Source organism: Shimazuella alba (assembly GCF_009831235.1).
In the GTDB taxonomy this organism is placed as follows: domain Bacteria; phylum Bacillota; class Bacilli; order Thermoactinomycetales; family Thermoactinomycetaceae; genus Shimazuella; species Shimazuella alba.
Window position 1 is genome coordinate 211,124 of record NZ_WUUL01000001.1, and the last position, 22,065, is coordinate 233,188.

General features: G+C 38.3%; 21 protein-coding genes. 16 read left to right on the forward strand and 5 right to left on the reverse strand.

The features are described 5' to 3' along the window. Window positions 1-72 precede the first annotated feature (72 nt). On the forward strand, window positions 73-210 hold the full coding sequence (locus GSM42_RS01020) for a hypothetical protein (RefSeq protein ID WP_160799388.1): 138 nt from the start codon (window positions 73-75) through the stop codon (window positions 208-210). 579 nt (window positions 211-789) lie between these two features. Then, window positions 790-1,653, forward strand: coding sequence for a M23 family metallopeptidase (locus tag GSM42_RS01025; protein WP_160799389.1), 864 nt, complete (start codon window positions 790-792; stop codon window positions 1,651-1,653). A 200-nt stretch (window positions 1,654-1,853) separates the two neighbouring features. Here the strand turns inward: GSM42_RS01025 and GSM42_RS01030 are convergent, their stop codons facing one another. Next, on the reverse strand, window positions 1,854-3,017 hold the full coding sequence (locus tag GSM42_RS01030) for an iron-containing alcohol dehydrogenase (RefSeq protein ID WP_160799390.1): 1,164 nt from the start codon (window positions 3,015-3,017) through the stop codon (window positions 1,854-1,856). Window positions 3,018-3,180: 163 nt separating this feature from the next. Between GSM42_RS01030 and GSM42_RS01035 the strand changes: the two genes are divergently transcribed. The 6 genes from GSM42_RS01035 (at window position 3,181) to GSM42_RS01060 (ending at window position 10,302) form a co-directional block, all read left to right on the forward strand. Then, window positions 3,181-3,546: an ArsR/SmtB family transcription factor gene (locus GSM42_RS01035; RefSeq protein WP_275402102.1), complete on the forward strand. Its 366-nt coding sequence runs from the start codon at window positions 3,181-3,183 to the stop codon at window positions 3,544-3,546. After that, the gene (locus GSM42_RS01040) at window positions 3,539-5,638 is read left to right on the forward strand and encodes a heavy metal translocating P-type ATPase (protein WP_160799391.1); all 2,100 of its coding nucleotides are present in this window, start codon (window positions 3,539-3,541) and stop codon (window positions 5,636-5,638) included. The genes GSM42_RS01035 and GSM42_RS01040 overlap by 8 nt, the downstream gene beginning before the upstream one ends. 39 nt (window positions 5,639-5,677) lie before the next feature. Then, the gene (locus GSM42_RS01045) at window positions 5,678-6,583 is read left to right on the forward strand and encodes a cation diffusion facilitator family transporter (RefSeq protein WP_160799392.1); all 906 of its coding nucleotides are present in this window, start codon (window positions 5,678-5,680) and stop codon (window positions 6,581-6,583) included. Window positions 6,584-7,171: 588 nt separating this feature from the next. Next, window positions 7,172-7,978, forward strand: a complete 807-nt coding sequence (locus tag GSM42_RS01050) for a dimethylarginine dimethylaminohydrolase family protein (protein WP_160799393.1) — start codon at window positions 7,172-7,174, stop codon at window positions 7,976-7,978. Between the two features lie 24 nt (window positions 7,979-8,002). Next, window positions 8,003-8,878 (forward strand): dimethylarginine dimethylaminohydrolase family protein, encoded by an 876-nt coding sequence (locus GSM42_RS01055; RefSeq protein WP_160799394.1) that lies wholly within the window; start codon window positions 8,003-8,005, stop codon window positions 8,876-8,878. A 77-nt stretch (window positions 8,879-8,955) separates the two neighbouring features. Further along, entirely contained in the window at window positions 8,956-10,302 is a 1,347-nt protein-coding gene (locus GSM42_RS01060; RefSeq protein WP_160799674.1) for an amino acid permease, read from the forward strand. A gap of 372 nt (window positions 10,303-10,674) precedes the next feature. Here the strand turns inward: GSM42_RS01060 and GSM42_RS01065 are convergent, their stop codons facing one another. Continuing rightward, window positions 10,675-11,841 carry a CapA family protein gene (locus GSM42_RS01065; RefSeq protein WP_160799395.1) on the reverse strand — a complete coding sequence of 389 codons (1,167 nt, stop codon included), beginning with the start codon at window positions 11,839-11,841 and terminating at the stop codon, window positions 10,675-10,677. 132 nt (window positions 11,842-11,973) lie between these two features. On the opposite strand from GSM42_RS01065, the gene asnS reads away from it, so the two are divergent. Together asnS and GSM42_RS01075 are read left to right on the forward strand one after the other, a co-directional pair. Next, entirely contained in the window at window positions 11,974-13,263 is a 1,290-nt protein-coding gene (asnS, locus tag GSM42_RS01070) for an asparagine--tRNA ligase (protein ID WP_160799396.1), read from the forward strand. Between the two features lie 25 nt (window positions 13,264-13,288). Next, window positions 13,289-13,987, forward strand: coding sequence for a DnaD domain-containing protein (locus tag GSM42_RS01075; RefSeq protein WP_160799397.1), 699 nt, complete (start codon window positions 13,289-13,291; stop codon window positions 13,985-13,987). Window positions 13,988-14,025: 38 nt separating this feature from the next. Here the strand turns inward: GSM42_RS01075 and GSM42_RS01080 are convergent, their stop codons facing one another. From GSM42_RS01080 to GSM42_RS01090, 3 genes are all read right to left on the reverse strand, one after another. After that, window positions 14,026-14,688, reverse strand: coding sequence for a hypothetical protein (locus GSM42_RS01080; protein ID WP_160799398.1), 663 nt, complete (start codon window positions 14,686-14,688; stop codon window positions 14,026-14,028). 416 nt (window positions 14,689-15,104) lie between these two features. Continuing rightward, the gene (locus GSM42_RS21250) at window positions 15,105-15,221 is read right to left on the reverse strand and encodes a hypothetical protein (RefSeq protein ID WP_420820953.1); all 117 of its coding nucleotides are present in this window, start codon (window positions 15,219-15,221) and stop codon (window positions 15,105-15,107) included. A 195-nt stretch (window positions 15,222-15,416) separates the two neighbouring features. Then, window positions 15,417-15,716: a transposase gene (locus tag GSM42_RS01090; RefSeq protein ID WP_160799399.1), complete on the reverse strand. Its 300-nt coding sequence runs from the start codon at window positions 15,714-15,716 to the stop codon at window positions 15,417-15,419. A 657-nt stretch (window positions 15,717-16,373) separates the two neighbouring features. Here GSM42_RS01090 and GSM42_RS01095 point away from each other — a divergent pair. The 6 genes from GSM42_RS01095 (at window position 16,374) to GSM42_RS01120 (ending at window position 22,051) form a co-directional block, all read left to right on the forward strand. Further along, the gene (locus GSM42_RS01095; protein ID WP_160799400.1) at window positions 16,374-16,670 is read left to right on the forward strand and encodes a hypothetical protein; all 297 of its coding nucleotides are present in this window, start codon (window positions 16,374-16,376) and stop codon (window positions 16,668-16,670) included. A 362-nt stretch (window positions 16,671-17,032) separates the two neighbouring features. Then, window positions 17,033-17,404 carry a hypothetical protein gene (locus GSM42_RS01100; protein WP_237446412.1) on the forward strand — a complete coding sequence of 124 codons (372 nt, stop codon included), beginning with the start codon at window positions 17,033-17,035 and terminating at the stop codon, window positions 17,402-17,404. Between the two features lie 666 nt (window positions 17,405-18,070). Further along, the gene (locus tag GSM42_RS01105) at window positions 18,071-19,222 is read left to right on the forward strand and encodes a DUF418 domain-containing protein (protein WP_237446413.1); all 1,152 of its coding nucleotides are present in this window, start codon (window positions 18,071-18,073) and stop codon (window positions 19,220-19,222) included. A 27-nt stretch (window positions 19,223-19,249) separates the two neighbouring features. Next, the gene (locus GSM42_RS01110) at window positions 19,250-19,444 is read left to right on the forward strand and encodes an SRPBCC family protein (protein ID WP_160799402.1); all 195 of its coding nucleotides are present in this window, start codon (window positions 19,250-19,252) and stop codon (window positions 19,442-19,444) included. 845 nt (window positions 19,445-20,289) lie between these two features. Next, window positions 20,290-20,592, forward strand: coding sequence for a hypothetical protein (locus tag GSM42_RS01115; RefSeq protein ID WP_160799403.1), 303 nt, complete (start codon window positions 20,290-20,292; stop codon window positions 20,590-20,592). Window positions 20,593-21,067: 475 nt separating this feature from the next. Next, window positions 21,068-22,051: a thiamine pyrophosphate-dependent dehydrogenase E1 component subunit alpha gene (locus tag GSM42_RS01120; RefSeq protein ID WP_275402103.1), complete on the forward strand. Its 984-nt coding sequence runs from the start codon at window positions 21,068-21,070 to the stop codon at window positions 22,049-22,051. The last annotated feature ends 14 nt before the right edge of the window (window positions 22,052-22,065 follow it).

Consider the following 22,065-nt stretch of genomic DNA (forward strand, 5'->3'; position numbering starts at 1 on the left):
GAAGGTGAATAATGTGATGGGAAACTGAATCAAAACAGAATTCATTTTGTGAACATTTCATCGAGGTAGGAAATGCATCTGAAGCTGTATTTTGAGCTGTTTTCGCGTGTCTCCACACCTGAGGACAAGCGCATCCTGCTGGCCCGTATGCAGGAAAGGAAGCAAAGGGATTTCGGTTCTGGTGATGTGTCCGGACATATCCCGGATTAATGTCAAGTTTCCTCTGGTGATCTACACTCCTGTCAGGAATCTCCTTTCCTGGTTCTTCTACCAGCTGAAAGAATTCATCAAGACACACATGAGATGGTTGGAATTCAATTTGAGTTAGGGAATTCAGCGTACACGAGCCAAACTTGCAAAAAATATCATCACGCCAAGGCGAATGGAAATGGTCTCCAATTCAAATGCAAGGAATGAGGATACATACACCATGCCGTCTTAACGGAGCACTTCACATCAAAAATAGTAGCCTAGTGTACAGCTAAAAGATATGCCGCCGTCCCTGTAGATACATTCTAACTGTATGGAAGAATGAGGTGATGACACACCCTTTCACTTGGGCGTTGTGCAAAACGGAAACGAGTCGCGGACGCTAATGACTTAAGAATTTCAATGCTTTAGCCGTGTGAAGTGTCAATATTCTAATTTATGTAAAGAGAGTTTTTGTTCAATGAGTTCACTTTCCTAGTAAGTAGCTTCATCACAATAAATGAAATAATCTCAAATGACAATGAGGTGTTTACTATTTTAACTTGGTTAATCACATTGATTATAGCTGGGTTGATTGTCATGTTTTCTGTTGAACAATGGCGTTCAAAAGCGCCTAATCGAGGTATATGGTTGCTTGATACAGGATCGAAGGTCTTATTTTTTGCTATGCTTTTTCTTATAGGCAGATGGGATATTTATAGCTATTATTTACGTTTTATTGTCCCGGTCTTGTTCCTGTTTATCGTGGTAAAATCTTATTTTCAGGTTAAACATTTGCCTTGGGGTTTATCGAGTACAAATACAGTAGAGAAATTTTCGATAGGTATTCGCTTAATGGTTGCGTTAATTTTCGGTTTTTTTGTTGTCTCTGCTTTAAAAGGGTATTCTTATCCAACAAACTTCATTCATTTAAGTTCCCCCCTGAAAAATGGAACTTATTATGTGGGACATGGAGGTAGTTCGACTCAAATCAATTACCATAACAGCCATCCTTCACAGGCTTTTGCTCTTGATATATTAAAACTAAATCGTATAGGTATTCGAGCTAATGGACTTGCTCCCAAGGACTTAAATCAGTATGAAATTTACGGTGAAACAATCTATAGTCCTTGTGAAGGAAAGATTATCAAGGTTGTTGATGGATTAAAAGAGCTTGAACCTAATCAAATGAACAATCAAACAAAAAATTATAGGAAAAAGAATCCAAGTGGTAATTCTGTTGTGATTCAATGTAAAGGTGTAGAAATAACTATTGCACATATGATACCTAAAAGTATAAAAGTGAAACAAGGACAGCAAGTTAGAGATGGAATGGCAATTGGTAAAGTAGGTAATTCAGGAAATTCTTCTGAACCACATTTACATATTCATGCCGAGAAAAACGGGAAAGGAATCCCAGTTCTTATTGACGGAAGTTTTCTGAAACGAAATAGCTTATTCTAATTAGGTATGCAGATAGATAATAGTACGAAGAAGATAAATGAATGACTTTAACTTCATCCAACTATAAGTTTTGCTAAAGAATTATGTTCCTATAATGATCAGCAAACAAAAAAAGCTACTGCCCATAAATGTTGAAAGACGTTAATGGGCAGTAGCTTTTTTTTATGAAGCAGTTTCACCTAACAGGTTTATACCCTTTGTTATAAACTCATTTTTAGGATCTCATAAACATCTTGCGGAGTCACAGGACGAAACCGTCCAACTTTACCAGCAGGGGCGGCTTTTTCTGCCATTTCTTTTAGCATTTCATCGTTGATTCCGTAGTCAGCTAAGCGACTGGGAGCACCGATGCTGTCCCAGTATGCACGTAATTTATCGATCCCTTCTGAGGCGATTTCACGATCTGATTTATTTGTTGGATCTACGCCAAAAACACGAATAGCCAGCTGTTTCATTTTCGGAGTAGTCGCATTTAGGTTGTGACGAATCCAGTTAGGGAAGATGATAGCAAGTCCTCCGCCATGAGGAATATCATAGATGGCAGAGACTGCGTGTTCGATACTGTGTGTTCCCCAATCCCCGATCATACCCATGCTTAGTGTTCCGTTCAGTGCCATTGTTCCGCAGTACAAGATCGATTCTCTGGCTTCAAAGTCCTCTGGATTTTCAATTGCCTTGGGAGCAGCTTCCATAACAGTAGTTAAGATCGATTCTGCAAATCTTTCATTGAGTGGTACATTTGGAGAATTGCTGAAGTACTGCTCCAATACATGTGACATGATGTCAACTGTTCCATAAACCGTTTGATCTTTTGGAACGGAGAATGTATGCACAGGGTCTAGAATAGAGAAACGAGGAAATACATAGGGGGAACCCCATCCGATTTTTTCTTGTGTCTCCCAATTGGTAATAACGGAGCCAGAATTCATTTCAGATCCAGTCGCTGCCAATGTTAATACAGTCCCAAATGGTAAAGCATCTGTTGCCTGAGCTTTTTTGGAAATGATGTCCCATATGTTTCCTTCGAACTTTGCCCCAGCAGCAATGGCTTTTGTTCCATCGATGACACTGCCTCCACCGACAGCTAGTATAAAATGAACACCTTCTGATTTGCATATATCGATGCCTTTTTGCACAGTGGATAGACGAGGATTCGGTTCTACTCCACTTAATTCAAATACGGTAGCTTGTATTTCATTTAATTGTTCCAATACTTTATCATAAAGGCCATTTCGTTTAATACTTCCACCACCATAAACGAGAAGTATATTTGTGCCAAAAGGTTTTATTTTGGCTCCTAGTGTTGATAATTGACCACGACCAAATATCAATTGTGTAGGATTTTGATAGATAAAAGTATCCAAGTACAGTCACCTCTTCCTTGTTTCTGTTATTATAATCCAACGGATAGGCGAACAAAAATAAATGACAAATCATAATTTATTCAAAAGAGTATTTGACTAAACAAGTATGCCATTATACTATATTATTCAAACGAATGTTTGTATAAAAGGGGAATGGTGTCTTTTGAATAATGATAGCTGTACGATTACTTGTATGGAGAGCGAAAAGGTAGATTTCATTCGTGAAAAAGTGAAAGCCGAAGATTTTCAAGGTACTTCTGATCTATATAAAGCACTTGCTGACCCAAATCGATTGAAAATCGTTTATGCCCTTTTACTAGAAGAAGAGCTATGTGTGTGTGATATTGCAAATGTATTGGATGTTTCGATTGCCACTGCATCGCACCATTTGCGTTTTTTAAGTAAAAAAGGACTTGCAAAACATCGTAAATCAGGGAAGTTGGTCTATTATTCTCTTCATGATGATCATATGAAACAATTGGTAGAAATAACCTTTATCCATCGGAATGAGGGAAAATGCGATGAGTAGAGAAAAGCCAGTTTCTGTATATCGGATCGAGGGGCTTAGTTGTACTTCTTGTGCAAAAAAATTTGAATATAATGTAAATCAAATTGCTACTGTATCCGATGCAAAAGTAAATTTTGGCGCTGCAAAACTAACGGTAAATGGAACAGCATCTATTCAAGATTTGGAGAAAGCGGGATCATTTGATCATCTTCAACTGTTTTCCGAACATGAAACCATCAAAAAGAAATCATGGTATCAAAAAAGACAGTATCAACAACTTGTTATTTCAGCTGTTTTTTTAGTGGCTGGGTACTTCACTCAACTTTATTTTGGTGAGCATAATAAATTAGGGATTTTCTTTTATTTATTAGCTACCTTAGTAGGTGGTATTTCCTTATTTCGAGAAGGGCTGAAAAATTTATTCTCGCTTCGATTTGATATGTTGACTTTGATGACGATCGCTGTAATAGGTGCTTTTGCTATTGGGGAATGGAGTGAAGGAGCTACAGTAGTTATTTTGTTTGCTATAAGCGAAGTACTGGAACGTTTATCTTTAGAAAAAGCACGTAAATCTATTCGTTCCCTCATTGATTTGTCACCAAAAGAAGCATTAGTCAGACGAGGTGGAGAGGAAATTTTCATCCCAGTAAATGACGTAAAGATAGGAGATATTTGTGTCATAAAAGCAGGTCAACGAATTGCAATGGATGGAATAGTCGTTAACGGGGTATCTACTGTCAATCAAGCTGCCATTACTGGCGAATCCATACCCGTTGTAAAACAAATAGGTAATGAAGTATTTGCTGGAACAATCAATGAGGAAGGTTACTTAGAAATAGAAATAAGCAAAAAATTAGCTGATACCACACTTTCTAAAATCATACAATTAGTTGAAGATGCACAAGCAAATAGAGCTCCATCACAAACCTTTATCGATCAATTTGCTAAGTATTACACCCCTGCCATCTTATTACTAGGAATACTGCTAGCCATCGTCCCGCCATTTTTCCAAGGCGATTGGCTCACTTGGATTTATCGTGGATTGACAGTACTCGTTGTTGGTTGCCCTTGTGCCTTGGTTATTTCTACTCCAGTGGCCATCGTGACAGCGATTGGAAATTCAGCGAAAAATGGTGTTTTGATAAAAGGTGGAGTCTATTTAGAAGAGCTGAGTAGAATTCAAACGGTAGCATTTGATAAAACAGGGACTTTAACAGAAGGAAAGCCAGAAGTGACGGATTTTATCTCTTTTGATAAAGAGGTGGAAAAATCTATCTTAACTATAGCTGTTTCGCTGGAAGGGGGATCTACACACCCATTAGCTTCCGCAATTATACGGTATGCTAAAAAGCAAGAGATATCACCAGTGGAAAGTCCCTATCAATTCCGATCCATTACAGGTAAGGGAGTAGCTGGAATCGTAAATGGTCAAGAATTTTTCTTTGGTAGTCCGGCATTATGGGGAGAAAAAATACCATCAAATCTCTTATCTGTGATCACACCTCATCAAAAATCTGGTAAGACTGTTATGCTACTTGGAACGGAAAACGAAGTATTAGGTGGTTTTGCAGTTGCAGACCAAACGAGAGAGGCTAGTGTTGGCGTAATTCAAGAATTAAAAGAGATCGGAATAAAAAATATTGTTATGCTCACAGGGGACAATGTACACACTGCAAACGGTGTGGGAGATCATTTGGGAGTTACAGAAACAAAGGCAGAATTGTTGCCACAAGATAAACAAAAATACCTCCAGGAACTAAGAAATATGGGTGAATCCGTTGCGATGATTGGAGATGGAGTAAATGATGCTCCTGCATTAGCGGTTTCGAATATCGGGGTAGCCATGGGTGGTGCTAGTTCTGATACTGCTCTAGAGACTGCTGACATGGTTTTAATGGGAGATGATCTTCGGAAAATACCTTTTTCTATACGACTGGGTCGATTTACTAGAAGGATTATTGGGCAGAATATTATAGTGGCATTAGGCCTTAAACTTGTTGTGCTGATACTTATTATTCCTGGTTTGTTGACACTTTGGTTAGCAGTATTTGCGGATATGGGCGCTACTATTCTGGTTACTTTAAATGCACTTCGTTTATTAAGATGTAAATAAGAGTTAGATAGTTGTTTGGAGAAGAAAGAGGCAAATAATATGAGATTACAATGGGATTCGGGTATATTTGCAATCTGGGTAAGTCTCATCAGTAATATATTCTTAACAGTTATTAAGTTTGTAGTCGGAGTAATAACTAAGAGCCAAGTACTGATAGCGGATGCTCTCCATAATGCAGGGGATGTGATAGCTACCATTGCTACTTTAACATCCTCCATAGTATCTAAAAAGCCAGCAGATGAAGATCATCCATATGGTCATGGAAAAGCAGAGGTAATTGCATCGTTGGTTGTCGCGATTATCTTGGCTATTGCAGCAATTTACATGGTATATCACTCCATTGTTGCCTTGTTTGAACCTGCAGTTAAAGCAAGTTGGATCGCTTTTGTGGCAGCGTTCATCTCCTTAGTATGGAAACAAAGTCTGTATGTTTACTGTATCCGATTAGGGGAACAGATCAAGAGTAAAGGGTTGATTGCCACTGCTAAAGATCATCTTGCTGATGTTTACGCGTCGATAGCTGCTGTGATCGGGATTGGCGCTTCTTTACTTGGAGATGCATTTTCCGTCTCTATTTTCAAATTTGGTGACCCTATTGCTGGAATAATCGTTTCTTATTTTGTTTTGAAGCTGGGTTACGAGATGGGGAAGGAATCAATCGGTATCTTAATGGAGCAAAATGTACCTTTACCAGAATTAAATGAACTTCATCAAATAGTGGAGAACATCCCAGAAGTAAAACGGATTGATCGGATACGGGCACGTGAACATGGGCATTACATTATTGTTGATATTCGAGTTAGTGTCCCGAATCAATTGACTGTGAAAGAAGGACACGATGTTAGTAGACGAATTAAAGAATCTATCATGGTGAAATATCCAGAGGTAGAAGAAGTGTTGATACATTTAAACCCTTGGTTTCAAGAGGAAGAAAAAAATAATTAGCATAAAATAGAACTTCCCTAGGTGAACTGCACCCCAATTTGTTAGATACAGCTAACAATTGGGGTGCAGTTTTCTATGACATGAAAATTACGAAATCGGGGATATCTCTTGAACCATAAGACGGTTCATCGACTTATAGGTGAAATAGGTTTAACATGCCTAATTGGGTTGAAAAAAATCGAGGAAGGATTGGGAAAATCACATCACATCATACCTATTAGCTCGAAATTTTCAAGCAACGAAACCCATGAAAAATGGGTGACGAATATCACCGAATTTCATTTATATGGCAAAAAGATACCATTCTTGACCTTTTTAACGGAGAGATTGTTGCTTATCAACTGTCCAGTTTATCCGCTTATTGCCATGATTCTGGATAAAGCCTTCAAGTAGTGAAACGATGACAAATTCCCGCTCCTTAACTCTGATCAGGAATGGCATCAAAAATCGAAGTTGTGATCGATTAAATACAAGCTCACAAATAGATGATCCTATAAATTTATAATATTATCTAATTTTTTATTGACATATTTGCGTCTTATCATTTAAATAAATACTAAGTTCCATTTTAGAGAAAGCGTTTTCATCATGTGGAAAAACAGTTATACCCAACTACTTCGAGGGGGAATTCCTTTGTTTAGTCGAGCGATTGTAAAAAAAATAAGTAAGAGCTATGTAAACGGCCTAACTACATCAAATCTAGGAAAACCGGATTATGATAAAGCAGTGGCACAACATGAGCAATATGTAGAAGCACTAAAAAAATGTGGACTTGAAGTGATTGTACTAGAAGCGGATGAGAGTTTTCCTGATTCTACTTTTGTAGAGGATACTGCTGTTTTGACATCTAATAGCGCAATCATTACGAATCCCGGAGCAGAAAGTCGTAACGGAGAAATTAAAGAAATAAGAGAAGTTGTTAAAAAATATTACGACAAATTAGAAGAAATCCAATCTCCTGGATTTTTAGATGGTGGGGATGTATTGCAGATCGATGACCACTTTTATGTAGGTTTATCTGCTAGAACCAATCGAGAGGGAGCAGAGCAGTTTGCAAAAATCCAAAAGAAATATGGATATGAAACTACTATCGTTCCATTGGAGAAATTTTTCCATCTCAAAACGGGAGTTGCTTATCTAGGTAATAAAGACTTAGTTGTAGCTGGCGAATTCGTGGACCATCTTGTTTTTAATGACTACAACAAGATTGTAGTGGAACCTGTAGAAGAATACGCAGCTAACTGTATTCGAATCAATGATTATGTTGTTATTCCTAAAGGCTTTGGCGATACAAAACAAAAAATAGAGGCTGCTGGTTATACCGTTATAGAACTAGATATGTCCGAGATTCAAAAACAAGATGGTGGGTTGAGCTGTTTATCCTTGCGTTTTTAATCAATAGCAAAGAGGGAGAAAGCTATGCGATACGGATGCCAAAACATGGTTGGAAAGATAGAGCGAGTCATGATAAAGCATCCTAAAGATGCATTTATCAGCCAAAGACATCTCGATGAAAACTGGAAAAAGTTTAATTATATTCATTGTCCCAATTATGAAGAAGCAGTACGAGAATATGAATTGTTTTTATCTATTCTTTCTCAATATGTTTCGGAAATTGATTTTCTTCCTGCTTCTGATGCAGTGGGATTAGATTCGATCTATGCTCATGATCCGGTGAAAATAACAAAAAAAGGAGCGATATTGCTTAAATCGGGTAAAAAACTTCGACAACCAGAAGCGGAAGTAGTAAAAAACTATTTTCATGAGATGGGTATTCCGATTTTGGGAGAGATTGATGGGGATGGAAGAGTTGATGGCGGAGATGTAATTTGGTTGGATGAGCGTACTTTAGTCGTAGGAAGAGGATATAGAACAAATGACGAGGGGATACGGCAACTTCGAGAGCTCACACATGATATAGTGGACAATTTTATAGTGGTTCATCTTCCACATGGCAATGGACCGGAAGAATGCCTTCACTTGATGTCATTTATCAGTTTTATCGATTATGATCTAGCAGTCATATACTCTGAATTAATGCCTGTTGTTTTTCGAGAATTGCTGATTACTCGGGGTGTAAAGCTGATAGAAGTAAGCAAAGAAGAGTATGAACATCTCGGATGCAACATTCTAGCACTAGCCCCACGAACATGTATGCTCATTGCTGGGAACCCTCAAATCAAGCAGTTGTTGGAAGCCGAAGAAGTAGAGGTTCTTGAGTACAAAGGAGAAGAGATCTCTTATCTGGGTACAGGTGGTCCTACCTGTCTCACTTCACCTATTTTAAGGCAATAGCTGATTTCCAAATAAAACCCAATCGGGAGGGGAGCAGTTCCGTGAGACAGGAAAAACAAATTCAACTAGAACGTTCAATGAAGAGTCGTCATCTTTATATGTTGTCTCTTGGTGGTGTAATTGGTACGGGGCTCTTTTTAAATACAGGTTTGATTATTAATCAATCTGGTTATGGTGGTGCTTTGTTAGCCTTTTTGTTTGGTGGTCTTCTCTTGTATTTGGTCATGACATGTTTAGGAGAATTATCGGTTAGAATGCCTGAAACGGGAGCTTTTCAAGTATATGCAACCAAATATATCGGACCTGCTTCTGGTTTTACAGTTGGTTGGGTTTATTGGTTGGGCTCAGCTACAACGGCCGGAGTAGAATTTACTGCTGCGGGAATCTTGATGAAGCGATGGTTTCCAAATGTAGATATCTGGGTTTGGTGTGCATTATTTATTGTTTTATTATTCACTTTAAATGCCTTATCTACCAAAGGATTTGCAGAGTCTGAATACTGGTTTGCTGGTATCAAAGTAGTTGCTGTAATTTTGTTTATCCTTATTGGATGTGCTGCAATTTTTGGATTAGTGGATATGCATGATAGACCAGCTCCGTTTTTCTCTCACTTTACAGGTGGAAACTTGTTCCCTGCTGGTATTGCCATTGTTTTTGTCACAATGATGAATGTAGTCTTTTCTTATCAAGGATCTGAATTAATAGGAATAGCAGCTGGTGAAAGTGAAAATCCAGAAAAACATATTCCTAGAGCAATTAAAAATGTATTAGTACGAATCTTTGTTTTTTATATTGCTTCTGTAGTGATTCTTTCGGCTATTTTCCCAGCGAAAGAACTAGGGGTATTAGAAAGTCCTTTTGTTTCTTTGCTTGACTTGGTAGGCATCCCCTATGCTGCGGATATTATGAATTTTGTTATTCTTACAGCTCTTCTATCGGTAGGGAACTCTTGCCTATATGCTTCCACTCGTCTACTGTGGTCTTTGTCTCATTCAGGTATGGCTCCAAAAGTTTTTGGTAAACTGTCTTCAAGGGGAGTACCAATGGCAGCTTTACTTCTAACGATGGCTTTTTCTCTCCTATCCCTACTCACAAGTGTCTACGCCGCAGATACAGTATATATCGGCTTGTCAGCTATTTCTGGAATCGCAGTTACAATCGCTTGGATGAGTATTGCCTTATCTCAATACAATTTTCGGAAGCAATTTCTTCGAGATGGTGGAAAAGTAGGGGATTTGAAGTTTGCCACTCCATTTTATCCTGTACTGCCTATCCTCTGTTTGATAATGTGTACCGTCTTTCTCATTTTTCCGGTTTTTGATCCTGTGCAAAGAACTAGTTTATTCTATGGGTTAGGCTTTGTTGCATTATGTTATATTTATTATTATTTCCGCTATGGTAGGAAAAAGCATATATCTAAATAATTGGACTAATCCCTAGTTTTTAGTGAGCTAGGGATTTCATTTGCTTAATTGTTTATTTTTCCATTATGTTACAAGTTCTATCAAGGTATGCTGATACGATCTCATCTCAACCCTGAGCAGAGTGAAGGATAGGGCATTCATCATCGTATAATCAAATGGAGAATTTCTTTGAATTATTAAAAATGCGAATTGCTGTACTTAACAGAATTTTAGAGTATAGATTACTTCCAGCAAGAATAAGAGGGCTATATTCACTATTACAATCACAACGAATGAAAACAAAATGAAAAGGCATGAGTCCGGTTTAATACCGAACTCATGCCTTTTCATTTTATGTCTAACTTTTTGAGTTCAGACCAAGGGCAGTTCTTTTTATTTATTAACCATGACAGGGAAACTATCTGCTTTTGTGATGATGGAATGAACATCATTATACGATTTTTCCCATTTCTTTTTCGTAATTCTAGGGTTTGCAGCTGGATTGCTAGGAGTTTTGGTTGGTAGTGGAACGACAAGGTACTCCGTCTTGCCTCCTTTTTTATATTTATCCACAAGAGTGGGTAAGAAAGAGGTTTTGGTCAATTTTACTTTATTTGTTTTTGGATCTTTCATAATATCAAAATACATGATGACTCCCAAATCCGTATATGGATCAGATTGATTGGATATAAAATTACCCATAGAGTAGACCACTAGTTTCTCTTGACCGTTTACAACCATTTTTTCTACTTGTTGTTGTACATGGGGATGGCTTCCTAAAATCACATCAGCCCCAGCTTGCAGTACTTTTAGAGCAGTTTTCTTCTGGAATTCATTTGGAGTGCGTTGATATTCGGTACCCCAATGAAGGGAAACAAAGACAAATTCTGCACCTTGCTGTTTGAGTGCTTTAATATCTGCTGCGATTTTGACAGGATCAATTAAATTGACCAAATAAGATTTTCCTTTGGCTACTGGTAAACCATTGGTATGTTCGGTATAGGCTAGAAAACCTAATTTAATACCATTTTTGTCTACTACAATCCCCTTACGTTCATTTGGAGAAGGAGCGGTTCCTGTAACATGGAAACCTTTCTTTTTAGCAGTGTTGAAGGTACGTATTACCCCTTTTTCTCCAGTATCATTGGAGTGGTTATTAGCAGTCGTTAATACATCCACTCCACTATCTTTTAACGCATCCAAAATTTGGTCTGGTGCATTGAATTGTGGGTAACCTTGATATGGTTTGCTTGGCCCAGCTAATGTGACTTCCAAATTTGCAACGCTTAAATCAGTAGAGGATAAATATGGACCTACAGATTTAAAAAATTTGCGATAATCATAAGTGTTTCCGGTTTTACCTGATTTGATTTGAGGTTCGTGCATCATCACATCACCGATAGCAGATACCGTTACCTTTGGTGGCGGAGGTGGTGTGCTTTGTTTTTGTTTTTGTTTATTTTCGTCTGCATTATCGACTCGAACAAGCTGACAAGCAGTTAGAAAAAGAAATAAGACCAATGTTGCAGTAATTTTCCATGATTTTCTCAGTTGAATCACTCTCCAAAAATATGCTACTCCTGTTATACGATATTCTACCAAAAAAAGAAATCAAAATTTGTCATCGTTGTTGTCTGTTTGTGAACATAGTATAATTAAATTTACGTAAATGAACGGTTGGAGGATTGTCGAATGATAACAACAATTGCGAAGTTAAATGAACATATTGGAGAAGAAGTCAAACTGGGAGTTTGGATGTATAACAAACGGTCCAGCGGTAAGATTCAGTTTTTACAATTACGTGATGGATCAGGAACAGTTCAAGGTGTTTTGGTCAAAAACCAAGTGGATACAAAGATTTGGGATAATGCAAAAAGTCTAACCCAAGAAAGCTCTCTCTATGTTTGGGGAAAAGTGAGAGAGGATGACCGAGCACCTTCAGGTTTCGAGCTTGATGTTACGAATTTGGAAGTCATACATATTGCCCAAGAGTACCCAATTGCAAACAAAGAACATGGTGTTGATTTTTTGTTGGACCATCGTCATTTGTGGATTCGATCCGAAAGACAGCGAGCCATCCTTAAAATACGTGCGGAAATTATTCGATCGATTCAATCATTCTTGGACAAAGATGGTTTCTCGCTGGTAGATCCTCCAGTTTTGACCCCATCTTCTTGTGAAGGAACGACAAATTTATTTCACACCAAATATTTTGAAGAAGATGCCTATCTCACTCAGAGTGGACAGCTGTATATGGAAGCAGCTGCAATGGCTTTGGGGCGAGTTTATTCCTTTGGTCCTACGTTTCGTGCAGAAAAATCGAAAACACGTCGCCATTTGATTGAGTTTTGGATGATCGAACCAGAAATGGCTTTTGTCGATCATGAAGGGAATTTGGAAATTCAAGAAAAGCTGATTGAACATGTTGTTCAATCGGTTCTGGAAAATTGCAAGTTGGAGTTAAAAGTGCTGGGCAGAGATACAAGCAAATTAGAAAAGATCAAAGCTCCTTTCCCACGTATTACTTATGATGAAGCTGTAGACATACTACAAAAAGCCGGTGTTGATTTTACATGGGGTGACGATTTTGGTGCACCTCATGAAACTTTACTAGCAGAAGCATTTGATCGTCCTTTATTCATTACAGAGTATCCAACGGGAATCAAAGCATTCTATATGAAGCCAAATCCAAATCGCCCAGAAGTTGTTTTATGTGCAGATATGATCGCTCCAGAAGGATACGGAGAAATCATAGGAGGAAGCCAAAGAATCGATGATCCAGAACTGCTGGAGCAACGTTTCCAAGAACATGAACTTCCTGCAAAAGATTATGCTTGGTATATGGATTTACGTAGATATGGTACTGTTCCACACTCCGGTTTTGGACTAGGCTTGGAACGAACAGTGGCTTGGATCTGTGGTTTGGACCATGTCAGAGAGACCATACCGTTTCCAAGAATGTTAAATCGGATGTATCCATAAGATTTTACTGACAAGGGGTTTGCAAATGAAAGGAAACGAAAAGATGCGTACCACATTGGTTCAGCTTCTACAAAAAGGAACCATCACGTTACCTGTTGCCCTTTTTACAGAGTATAAACGCCTTGGTTTACGCGAAACGGAAGTTTTGCTTTTGACCCAGCTTCTTATTTTTCAAGAGAAGGAAAAAATCGCAGCACCTACTTTCCAAGAGCTTTCTTCACGCATGAATTTAACCATTCAAGAGATAGCTGATATGGTAGCGAAACTATCAAAGGATGGTTGGGTTGGAATCGGTTCAAAAGGAGAGAAGGGTTATGATCTTTCCCTTATCTATGAGCGCCTCATAGCTAGTATTGAAGAAGAGGAAGAAGATTACACCCAAATCCAAATAGATTCGGATGAGCAATATCAATCGATTTTTCATCTTATGGAACAGGAATTTGGTAGACCATTATCTCCAAATGAGTGTGAACACATTATCAAGTGGCTGGATGAAGATTTTTACCCAGAAGAATTAATTGTTACTGCTTTACGTGAAGCCATTTATTGTGAAAAGGTGTCAGTGCGATACATGGATCGTATCTTGATGGAATGGGAAAGACATCAGATCCGGACTGCAGAACAAGCTGTACATTTTTCTAAACGATTTAGACAAGCAGAAGCTCCTGTCCAGACAAAACGACCCGCATCAGATTTTACTTTTTATAATTGGTTAGAAGGTTAACAATGAAGCCATCCCGTAAAGGATGGCTTCATTATGGTTTATTGGAAAATATCCTTAAACCAAGTAGCGGTTGGTTTCCAAATATGGTTGTGCAACCATCGAAAAGGTGGTGCAATTATATGTTGATATATCCACTTCAACGGGAGATAGATCAAGTTCACGCTAATCCATTTCAAAGGAATCCATATGAGGGTAATAGTGATCCATCTAATGGGAATCCATAATATATAATATAATCCTTGCCCTATTACACGGAATAACCATGCAACTGCAACGTATGACCAGTGCGCGACTACTACAATAACTTCGTTCCATATCCAGTTGAAAATAGCATATATCCCATGTTTCCAAAGCCAAACAATCGGATAAATGATGATGTAATAGATGACAGGATATAGAATAGTAGACCAAACCCAAACAAATAGATAACGCCAGATGAATAACAGCACAGGCAGCAACACATATTGCCACAACCAACTTAGTGGTAACCAGATCACATAATAAAGCGGATATCCAATTATGTATTTTAGGATAAAGCGAATAACAGGTTCAAGTATATGAATCCATAGCCACTGACAAGGTGTCATGATTAGATAAATCCATATCCACTCTATGACCTTGTAGATGAAATAAAATGGAAAGTATATAACTAGTGCTATCCCTCGCGCTAATCCCTTTACTATTTTTCCGAATTCCTCCATATAGTCTCCTCTTCTATTCACGAATTCGAATTAAAAAATGGAAAGCTTAAAGTTTTTCATTCGTATCCATATAATAAAAGAAATAAATACAATGCAAAAGATTAAAAGGATCCATTTATGTAAAAAAAAGGAAATAATTAGGTGTTCAATTTCTTTTCCGATTGAAAAGATAGCAGTATATATAAATAGAGAAACGTATTAACAAGAGTTTCTTCCTTATATAGAATATTACCTCTACTTGAGCAAATCGACTTACAGAAATATCTAAATCAATGATTAAGCATCACAAAGTAACCTCTTCACTTCTGGTAAAGGTGTGCCTTCTTGAGCTTAAGCATAGATCCAGTCAATGATCTCTTGTTTTCGTTCTTTCCTAAGAGAAGAGAGTCCTTGTGAGACATGGCTTCCATCCTGGGTTAGCCCCTGGGGTGGGCTTCACAATAGAGATAGATCAGCAACAAGAGCAAAAGAAAACGACGAATCGCAGAAATATAGCGAATCTGGTATCGTTCCATGAAAAACATGGACTTCATGGTTTGGAAAAACGTTTCAATTGCCCAGCGGCAAGAGTAGTGGTGAAGTAAGGATTCCTAGTTAGTGCTACATCCGTACTCAAAAACAGGCGAAGGGAGTTGGAGTCACCAAACTTTCCCTTGGGCCAACAAAAGAGGACGATGGCATTCGGGAGGTAGTTAAGAGAGCCTTCATACTGGTAAACATAGTACAAATCATCCCACGGTCACAAGGTGGGTTTCAGATTTAGGTATGTGCAAGGCAAATTCATTCGCTTTGGTACGAACTCCGACTGGATATAGGATACGGTTAATTTTGAGTCCCCCTACTACCTGTAAACCCTTTTGAGAAGCGGCATCGAGCAAGGAAACACAGGTGTACCATGTATCCATTAGCAAATAAGCTGGAAGATCGAAGTCAGGAAGCAACTGGATCAATTCTTTCGCCAGATTAATTCGGCTCACTCCATCTTTGTTATAGATCCGACAGCGAACGGAAGGTGAAGATTTCCACATCGAAGGAAGAGCATAACGAGATTATGTCCCCGGATGGGCTTCCCCTTCACGTGAGAAAAATGAAAAATCCGTTCCCTCTATGCCCTGTGTAGCAAGGGATGAAGGTTTCTTTTTTTTTTCATGAGACTGTCATCGAGAAGGACATAAATAGGAAAACCTGTTTTTTTCGAATGCACTTGTATCTGAGTGATGCTTTGTCTGGGAATCCATCTTTCTAGCCATCCATCGTTCCAAACCCCTTTGTGAAGAAAATGGGACAGCGTAGTCCGATGGCATGTCTCATAACTAAGGTCATGCAAATCTGTCAAGGTTCCAGAAAAGCCTTTTTCCGTAGCTCCATTCAAAAAATGACCATGTGTCGTAGGGCTGTCTTGGAAAACTGAAGATCGAAACGCTGATCTTTTAGATACTGTTGAATGTTTTCCTGAAGTGGTAAGCTAACCTTACGAGACATGATTCTTCTTCCTTTGCAGAGTTATTGGTGTAGGAACTTATAGCTTTCTACAAAGGGAGGCCCATGTTTTCTTTTTTATGCAATTGTAAATTTATTCAAGCGTCGAGTAACCAATTAAGATTCACAAGAGTCACTATTGAAAAAATAAATTGTTATCTTTATACTAAAGATAATTGTTGTCGTAACACCTCTAGGAGGATGTCATGGCCCAGCAGCTGGCACTCAACACCGAGAACGGTACCACCATCAAGGTGGAGGGTACCGAGATCGTGTTCGTGTTCGACGGGCATGAGGTCACCCTCTCGGAAGATGGTACGTGCTTCCGCGTCGAGTCGGAGGTCAACCAGAATCCCACCCCCTACTGGGTGCAGACCCCCCGGGAGAACTCCCGCGTGCGGATCTTCAACTGGTGGCTGAAGGTGGAGGACGGTGTCCTCCTTGCCTTGATGGACGAAGAGAGGAAGCAGTGGGAGGCGACTGTCTACTCCAACCTCCTGTAGTCCCCGCAAGGGAATGTTGCCCCCTTCCCAAAAGAAGGAGGTAATAGGCTCTATCCCATGATGAAGTTTGTCATTCGGATAGAGCAGTGCGAATAATGTTTAAGCATATACAAGGTTCCATAAGATCAAACAGACTATACAAAAATAAATGTATAGTCTGTTGCGTTTTTTTCCTTCAACCTTTTTATATACCCAAATTTATTACTCCTTTAGTCAAACAATTCACTAACACCTTATTCCAGATTCGCTCGCTTGGGATTTTTTGTATCCATTTTTGCTCAAGTGGAAATATTACTATATTTCCTCACTTATATGAAAAAGGGCAGGAAAAAGATGAATATTAATGATTGGTCTTCTATTGAGTGTTTGTTTCCGAGACTTCTAATTCAAGTGTAAATTCAAAACAATTTGAACAAGGGAAATATGGTAAACCCATGCAGCCTATATCAGAAGGAGAATTTGGAGAAAAAGAACGTGATTTTCTTGTGTATCTAGGAAAATATAGTGGCAAAAATTATAATGAGGCGGCCATTCGCGGTGCGATTGAACAAGTCCCTACTACCTGTACAAGAGAGAAGTATTTGCAATTCCTCTATTCCTTCGCTGCAGAAGATTATCGCCCATTTATTAAAAATTTCCAAAATCCTTCTACAGATATTCAAACGAGTTTGCCTAAAGTAAATGGGAAAATTGTAGCAAATGATCGTGGTACAATAAATTTATTGAAGGTATAGATAAGAAAAGACAGGAAAAAAGGGATATTTATGATGAAGGACAGGAAATGCATTGACTCAATAGAAGCAAAAAGACTAACGAGTATTCACAGTAAGAAATAAATAGTGATAGGAATAGAATTTCATGGAAAGATTTGCATAATCAAAGGAATCATGTAAAAAAGTATGTTGTTTTCTATATACAAAGGAGCTATATTGTCGGTAAAAAATATACGTGCAAGATGTGCAATGCTAGAAATACTAGATATGTATAAATGCAATAATCATTGTTGGCAGGTAAACGCTGCTTGCAATTAGAAAATTTTGTGTGAAACCCTTTCAGTATCCTTAAGCTGAAAGGGTATATTCATTTTTGGGGTCTTGCATATCGAAATGCACCATTTCCAACTGTATAGATGTTTTTTCTAAAAGGTTGCCTATTGATTGGTCGCATGGTATTCTGTTGATTAGATGATCAAATTTTTAATCGAACAATCAATGTGATATATACTTGGACATGTTTATGATGGCTGAGCATTATGCTGACTCATGTAGAGAGTAAATTTAATCAAGGAAGTTATAAGTACTGGATTAAAGCAAACAAGTCGCCATTTTATACGATCATCGTATTGCACCTAGAGACGAGTCAAGGAAAAATTGTCATAAAAGATAGAGGGAGAGAGCGATATGGGACAGCAAAGAAGCGAAGTTACGAAGATGAGATCCATTTCACTCGACCTAGCGAGAGGGTTTATGCTTTTATTAATTGCATTAGCTCATGCACCCCTATTTCTATATGTTTCTGAACCAGGGATGATTAGTCGTCCGGAAAGTGTGGGTATTTTAGATATACTCTTAAATTCAATAGGTGAAATTTTTATCGATAACCGTTCCCGCCCCTTATTTGCTGTGTTATTTGGTTACGGATTGGTATTCATGTTCGACAAACAATTGTCAAAGGGAAAATCTAAAATAGAGGCAAGAAAAGTTATGAAACGGCGTTCTTTCTTTTTGATTTTGTTTGGATTTATATTAGCTGTGTTTATCGGTGGGCAAGATATATTAATGGCTTATGGTTCTGCTGGTCTTTTGGTAGGATGGTTGCTATTACGTGATAATAAAACTTTAATGACGGCAACAACTATCGTCACAACTGTATTCATCCTATATATTCCATTTTTGTGGGGATTCCTTTTAGAAGACAATGGCAGCTATGGTTTTAGCTCGGAGTTTTCTAGAAATGATTATTACTTGCAATCATTCATGGAAGCCCTTGTTTATTTTCCTTATATTCCTATATTCATTCATTTACTTTTTCCTATCCTTCCCTCTGTGCTAATAGGGATTTGGTTCGGAAGAATACATTTATTAACGAACTCGCATCAGCAAAATAAATTAAAAATGATAGCTATCATTGGGATTCTAATTTCTATTCTAGGCGCTTTGCCTTTTGTTTTTGTTGGTGAATTATGGGGGCCGAGTCTGTTTTTAGCGGGTGTCCTCTATGGTATTCAAGTCATAACTGGTACGGTTGGTGGAATTGGATATGCAGCATTATTTGGGGTTCTTGGTAACCGGATAAAAGAACCGGGTTGGGTAACAAATTCAATAAATGCATTAGGGAGGAGGTCGCTTACATTTTTTGTTTTTAATGAGATATTGCTAGTCATTCTATTATCACCTGTCTCACTCGGTTTAGGGGGGATATTAAATAATACTGGTGTCACTTTTGTTGCTATTTCGATATGGATTTTATCCGTAGTTACGGCAAGCATTTTAGAAAAGTATAAGATAAGTGGACCTCTTGAAACTCTCATGCGTGTACTCGTGTATAAATGATCGAAAGAGAAATTGACTTTTTTATGAGTGGTTGCCCTTTCTATCCAGAATCTAGTAATCGTTCATTTTGCTGAGCAAGAAAATCAAACAAAAGTAGCGATGAAAAAGTATTTAAACTCCGTGGAAGAACGAGATGAAGTAGTTCAAAAGTATGGAGCAGTAGAAGGGGCAAAATCAACACTGAATCGATTAGATGACATATTACGGTTGTTTATTAAATAGTGAGAAATATAAATAACGGAGGAATTAAAATAAGAGAAGTAGTTTTATATGAACGACACATCTTTGCTTGGAGATAATTGTTTGATAGATGTAATATTCATAATATATAGTTTTTTAGTTATCTTATAATAATAAAAGTGTAGTAAGAGAACGCTATCACAAGGATGGTGAAAAGAGAGTGATTTGGAGGGATTCATGTTTTTAGGAGAGACTAAAAAGTTCCGTTAAAGCTATGATGGATAGAACTGTGTGGAGTCTCGGACTACGAACGGAATCGCTGTTCAGTTCCGAGACTATTCTTCCCCTGTGGAGACGCTCGATTTAGAAATTCGTCGCGTTCATCGGGCAGTAATCTAGCAGCCTAACAGAACCAAAATCCCTCTAAGTGGTGCTCGTTTATAAGTAGTAAAGATATGCTAATTATTTAGAACTTTTGTTGAGCATTTTTTATTTGTTTGTTAGGGGAAGGATAGCTTTATATTTGAGGCAATGTTATAAAATCATTTATAAAAACTAGATAGTACAAAAAATCTATGGGTATTCCTTCCGTGATTTGTAATTGATACGAATCGGTCCACGCAGTGATTCTTCTGTGTGGACTTTAAATTTTATTTTGGGTAATCTTGACAATAAGGATCTTTTCTACTTTATTGACTCCTAGTATCAGATGAGGTAAAAAGGATCCTATCCTACGACTTGTACAGTAAACGTCTCACTCCCTAGGAAGCCAGGTGGTTTTATCGAGGTATTTGTTTTTTAGAATAGAGTTGCTTCTATTAGTAGAGATATCTATAATATAAACAGGGAAGGAGAACTTCCTGTACACACAGAGAGAAAGGTCAACCATGGCTAAGCTTGTGGGCAACGAGGCTGAACAGAAGAAGCTGATCCAGATGGTGAAGCGTGCTAACCTGAGGTCTGAATCGGACAGGAAGAAGATCGTTCTTGCTGTGAAGCAGTTCTCAGATTATGAGGCCGCTTTTTCGACGTTCGGAGATAATGGTACTCATATTGGTGAAGTTTACATGGTGTGTGCGGGTCCTGAGAAAATGGTTCGAGCTGGATATAGCAAGACTCGTAAGGACGCCATGGATAACTACGACAAGGCCATTGCATACGCTGAAAAGCACAAGAATGAGCTTACGTAACATGGTATGACCAAAGAAAGTGGTGGGCGACCTGCGTCGTCCGCCACTTCGTGGTTTTATCGATCAAACGATTATCTCTCATTTGAAATGAAAGGTACTAAATGGGCATTGACCAAGGAAATACGCCAATTTCACCAAGAAAAAGCTAAGCAAGAATAGATCATGGAATGATGTAGTTTCCTCACTTCGTATTAGATAAATAGCAATAAGAAAACCACTTGATCTCTATGGCATAGAGATCAAGTGGTTTTCTTATAACAAGATTCTTATTCTAGTTCATCAAGTATTTTACATTTCTTGGGCAAATTAGAGTTCGTTGATCAGTTGCTGGTTCTACCTCATGCCCATAAGCTAAGACATGTACTGTGACCCCTACTTGACTGTTGTGTATCTTCTATCATATGATATTTACAAATGTAATTATAAAGAACAAATGTAACAAACGGATTCGTTATGGAGAAATAGGAGGATGAATATGATAACAACCAAGATTCCACCATCATTATCAACGAATCAAATGCGAAAGCTATATCATCAGATGTGGCTTATTCGTTATTTCGATGAAAAAGTCGATGAGTTTTTTGCCCGTGGAGCTATACATGGAACAACACATCTATGTGTCGGTCAAGAAGCTACTGCAACAGGAGCTTGTTATGTCTTAGAAAATGAAGATAAAATCACCAGTACGCACCGTGGACATGGGCATTGTATAGCCAAAGGTGCAGATGTCAACCGTATGATGGCTGAGTTATTCGCAAAAGAAACAGGATACTGCAAAGGAAAAGGAGGTTCCATGCATATTGCTGATGTTGATCAAGGGAATCTGGGTGCAAATGGGATTGTAGGAGGTGGCATTCCGATTGCAGTAGGTGCTGCTTTGACCTCCAAGATGAAAAACCTCGGTTACGTAGTACTATGTTTTTTTGGAGATGGCGCAGCAAATGAAGGAAGTTTTCATGAGGCTCTCAATCTCGCTTCTATTTGGAAACTACCCGTTGTGTTCTTCTGTGAAAACAACCAATACGGTATGTCTGGACCAGTCAAAGAAATGGTCAATATTGAGAACATAGGAGATCGCGCGAGTGCCTACGGTATACCAGGAAAAGTCATTGAAGGAAACGATTTATTTTCAGTCATAGAAGCAACCGAAAAAGCAGTTGCTAGAGCAAGGAAAGGAAATGGACCAACCTTGATTGAGGCAAAAACGTATCGTTGGAAAGGTCACTCAAAAAGTGATGCAAAAAAATATCGAACCAAAGAAGAAGAACAGTATTGGAGAAAAGAAAAAGATCCGATTCAACTATTAGCTAATCGAATTATCTCTGATAATCTTTTGGCAAAGGAAGAATTGGAAGCGCTTCAATTACAAGCGAGAGAACAAATCGATTCAGCAGTTGAGTTTGCAGAAAAAAGTCCAGCTCCTTCACTAACATCACTAGAATTGGACGTATACGCATAAAGGGGTGAAGGTGT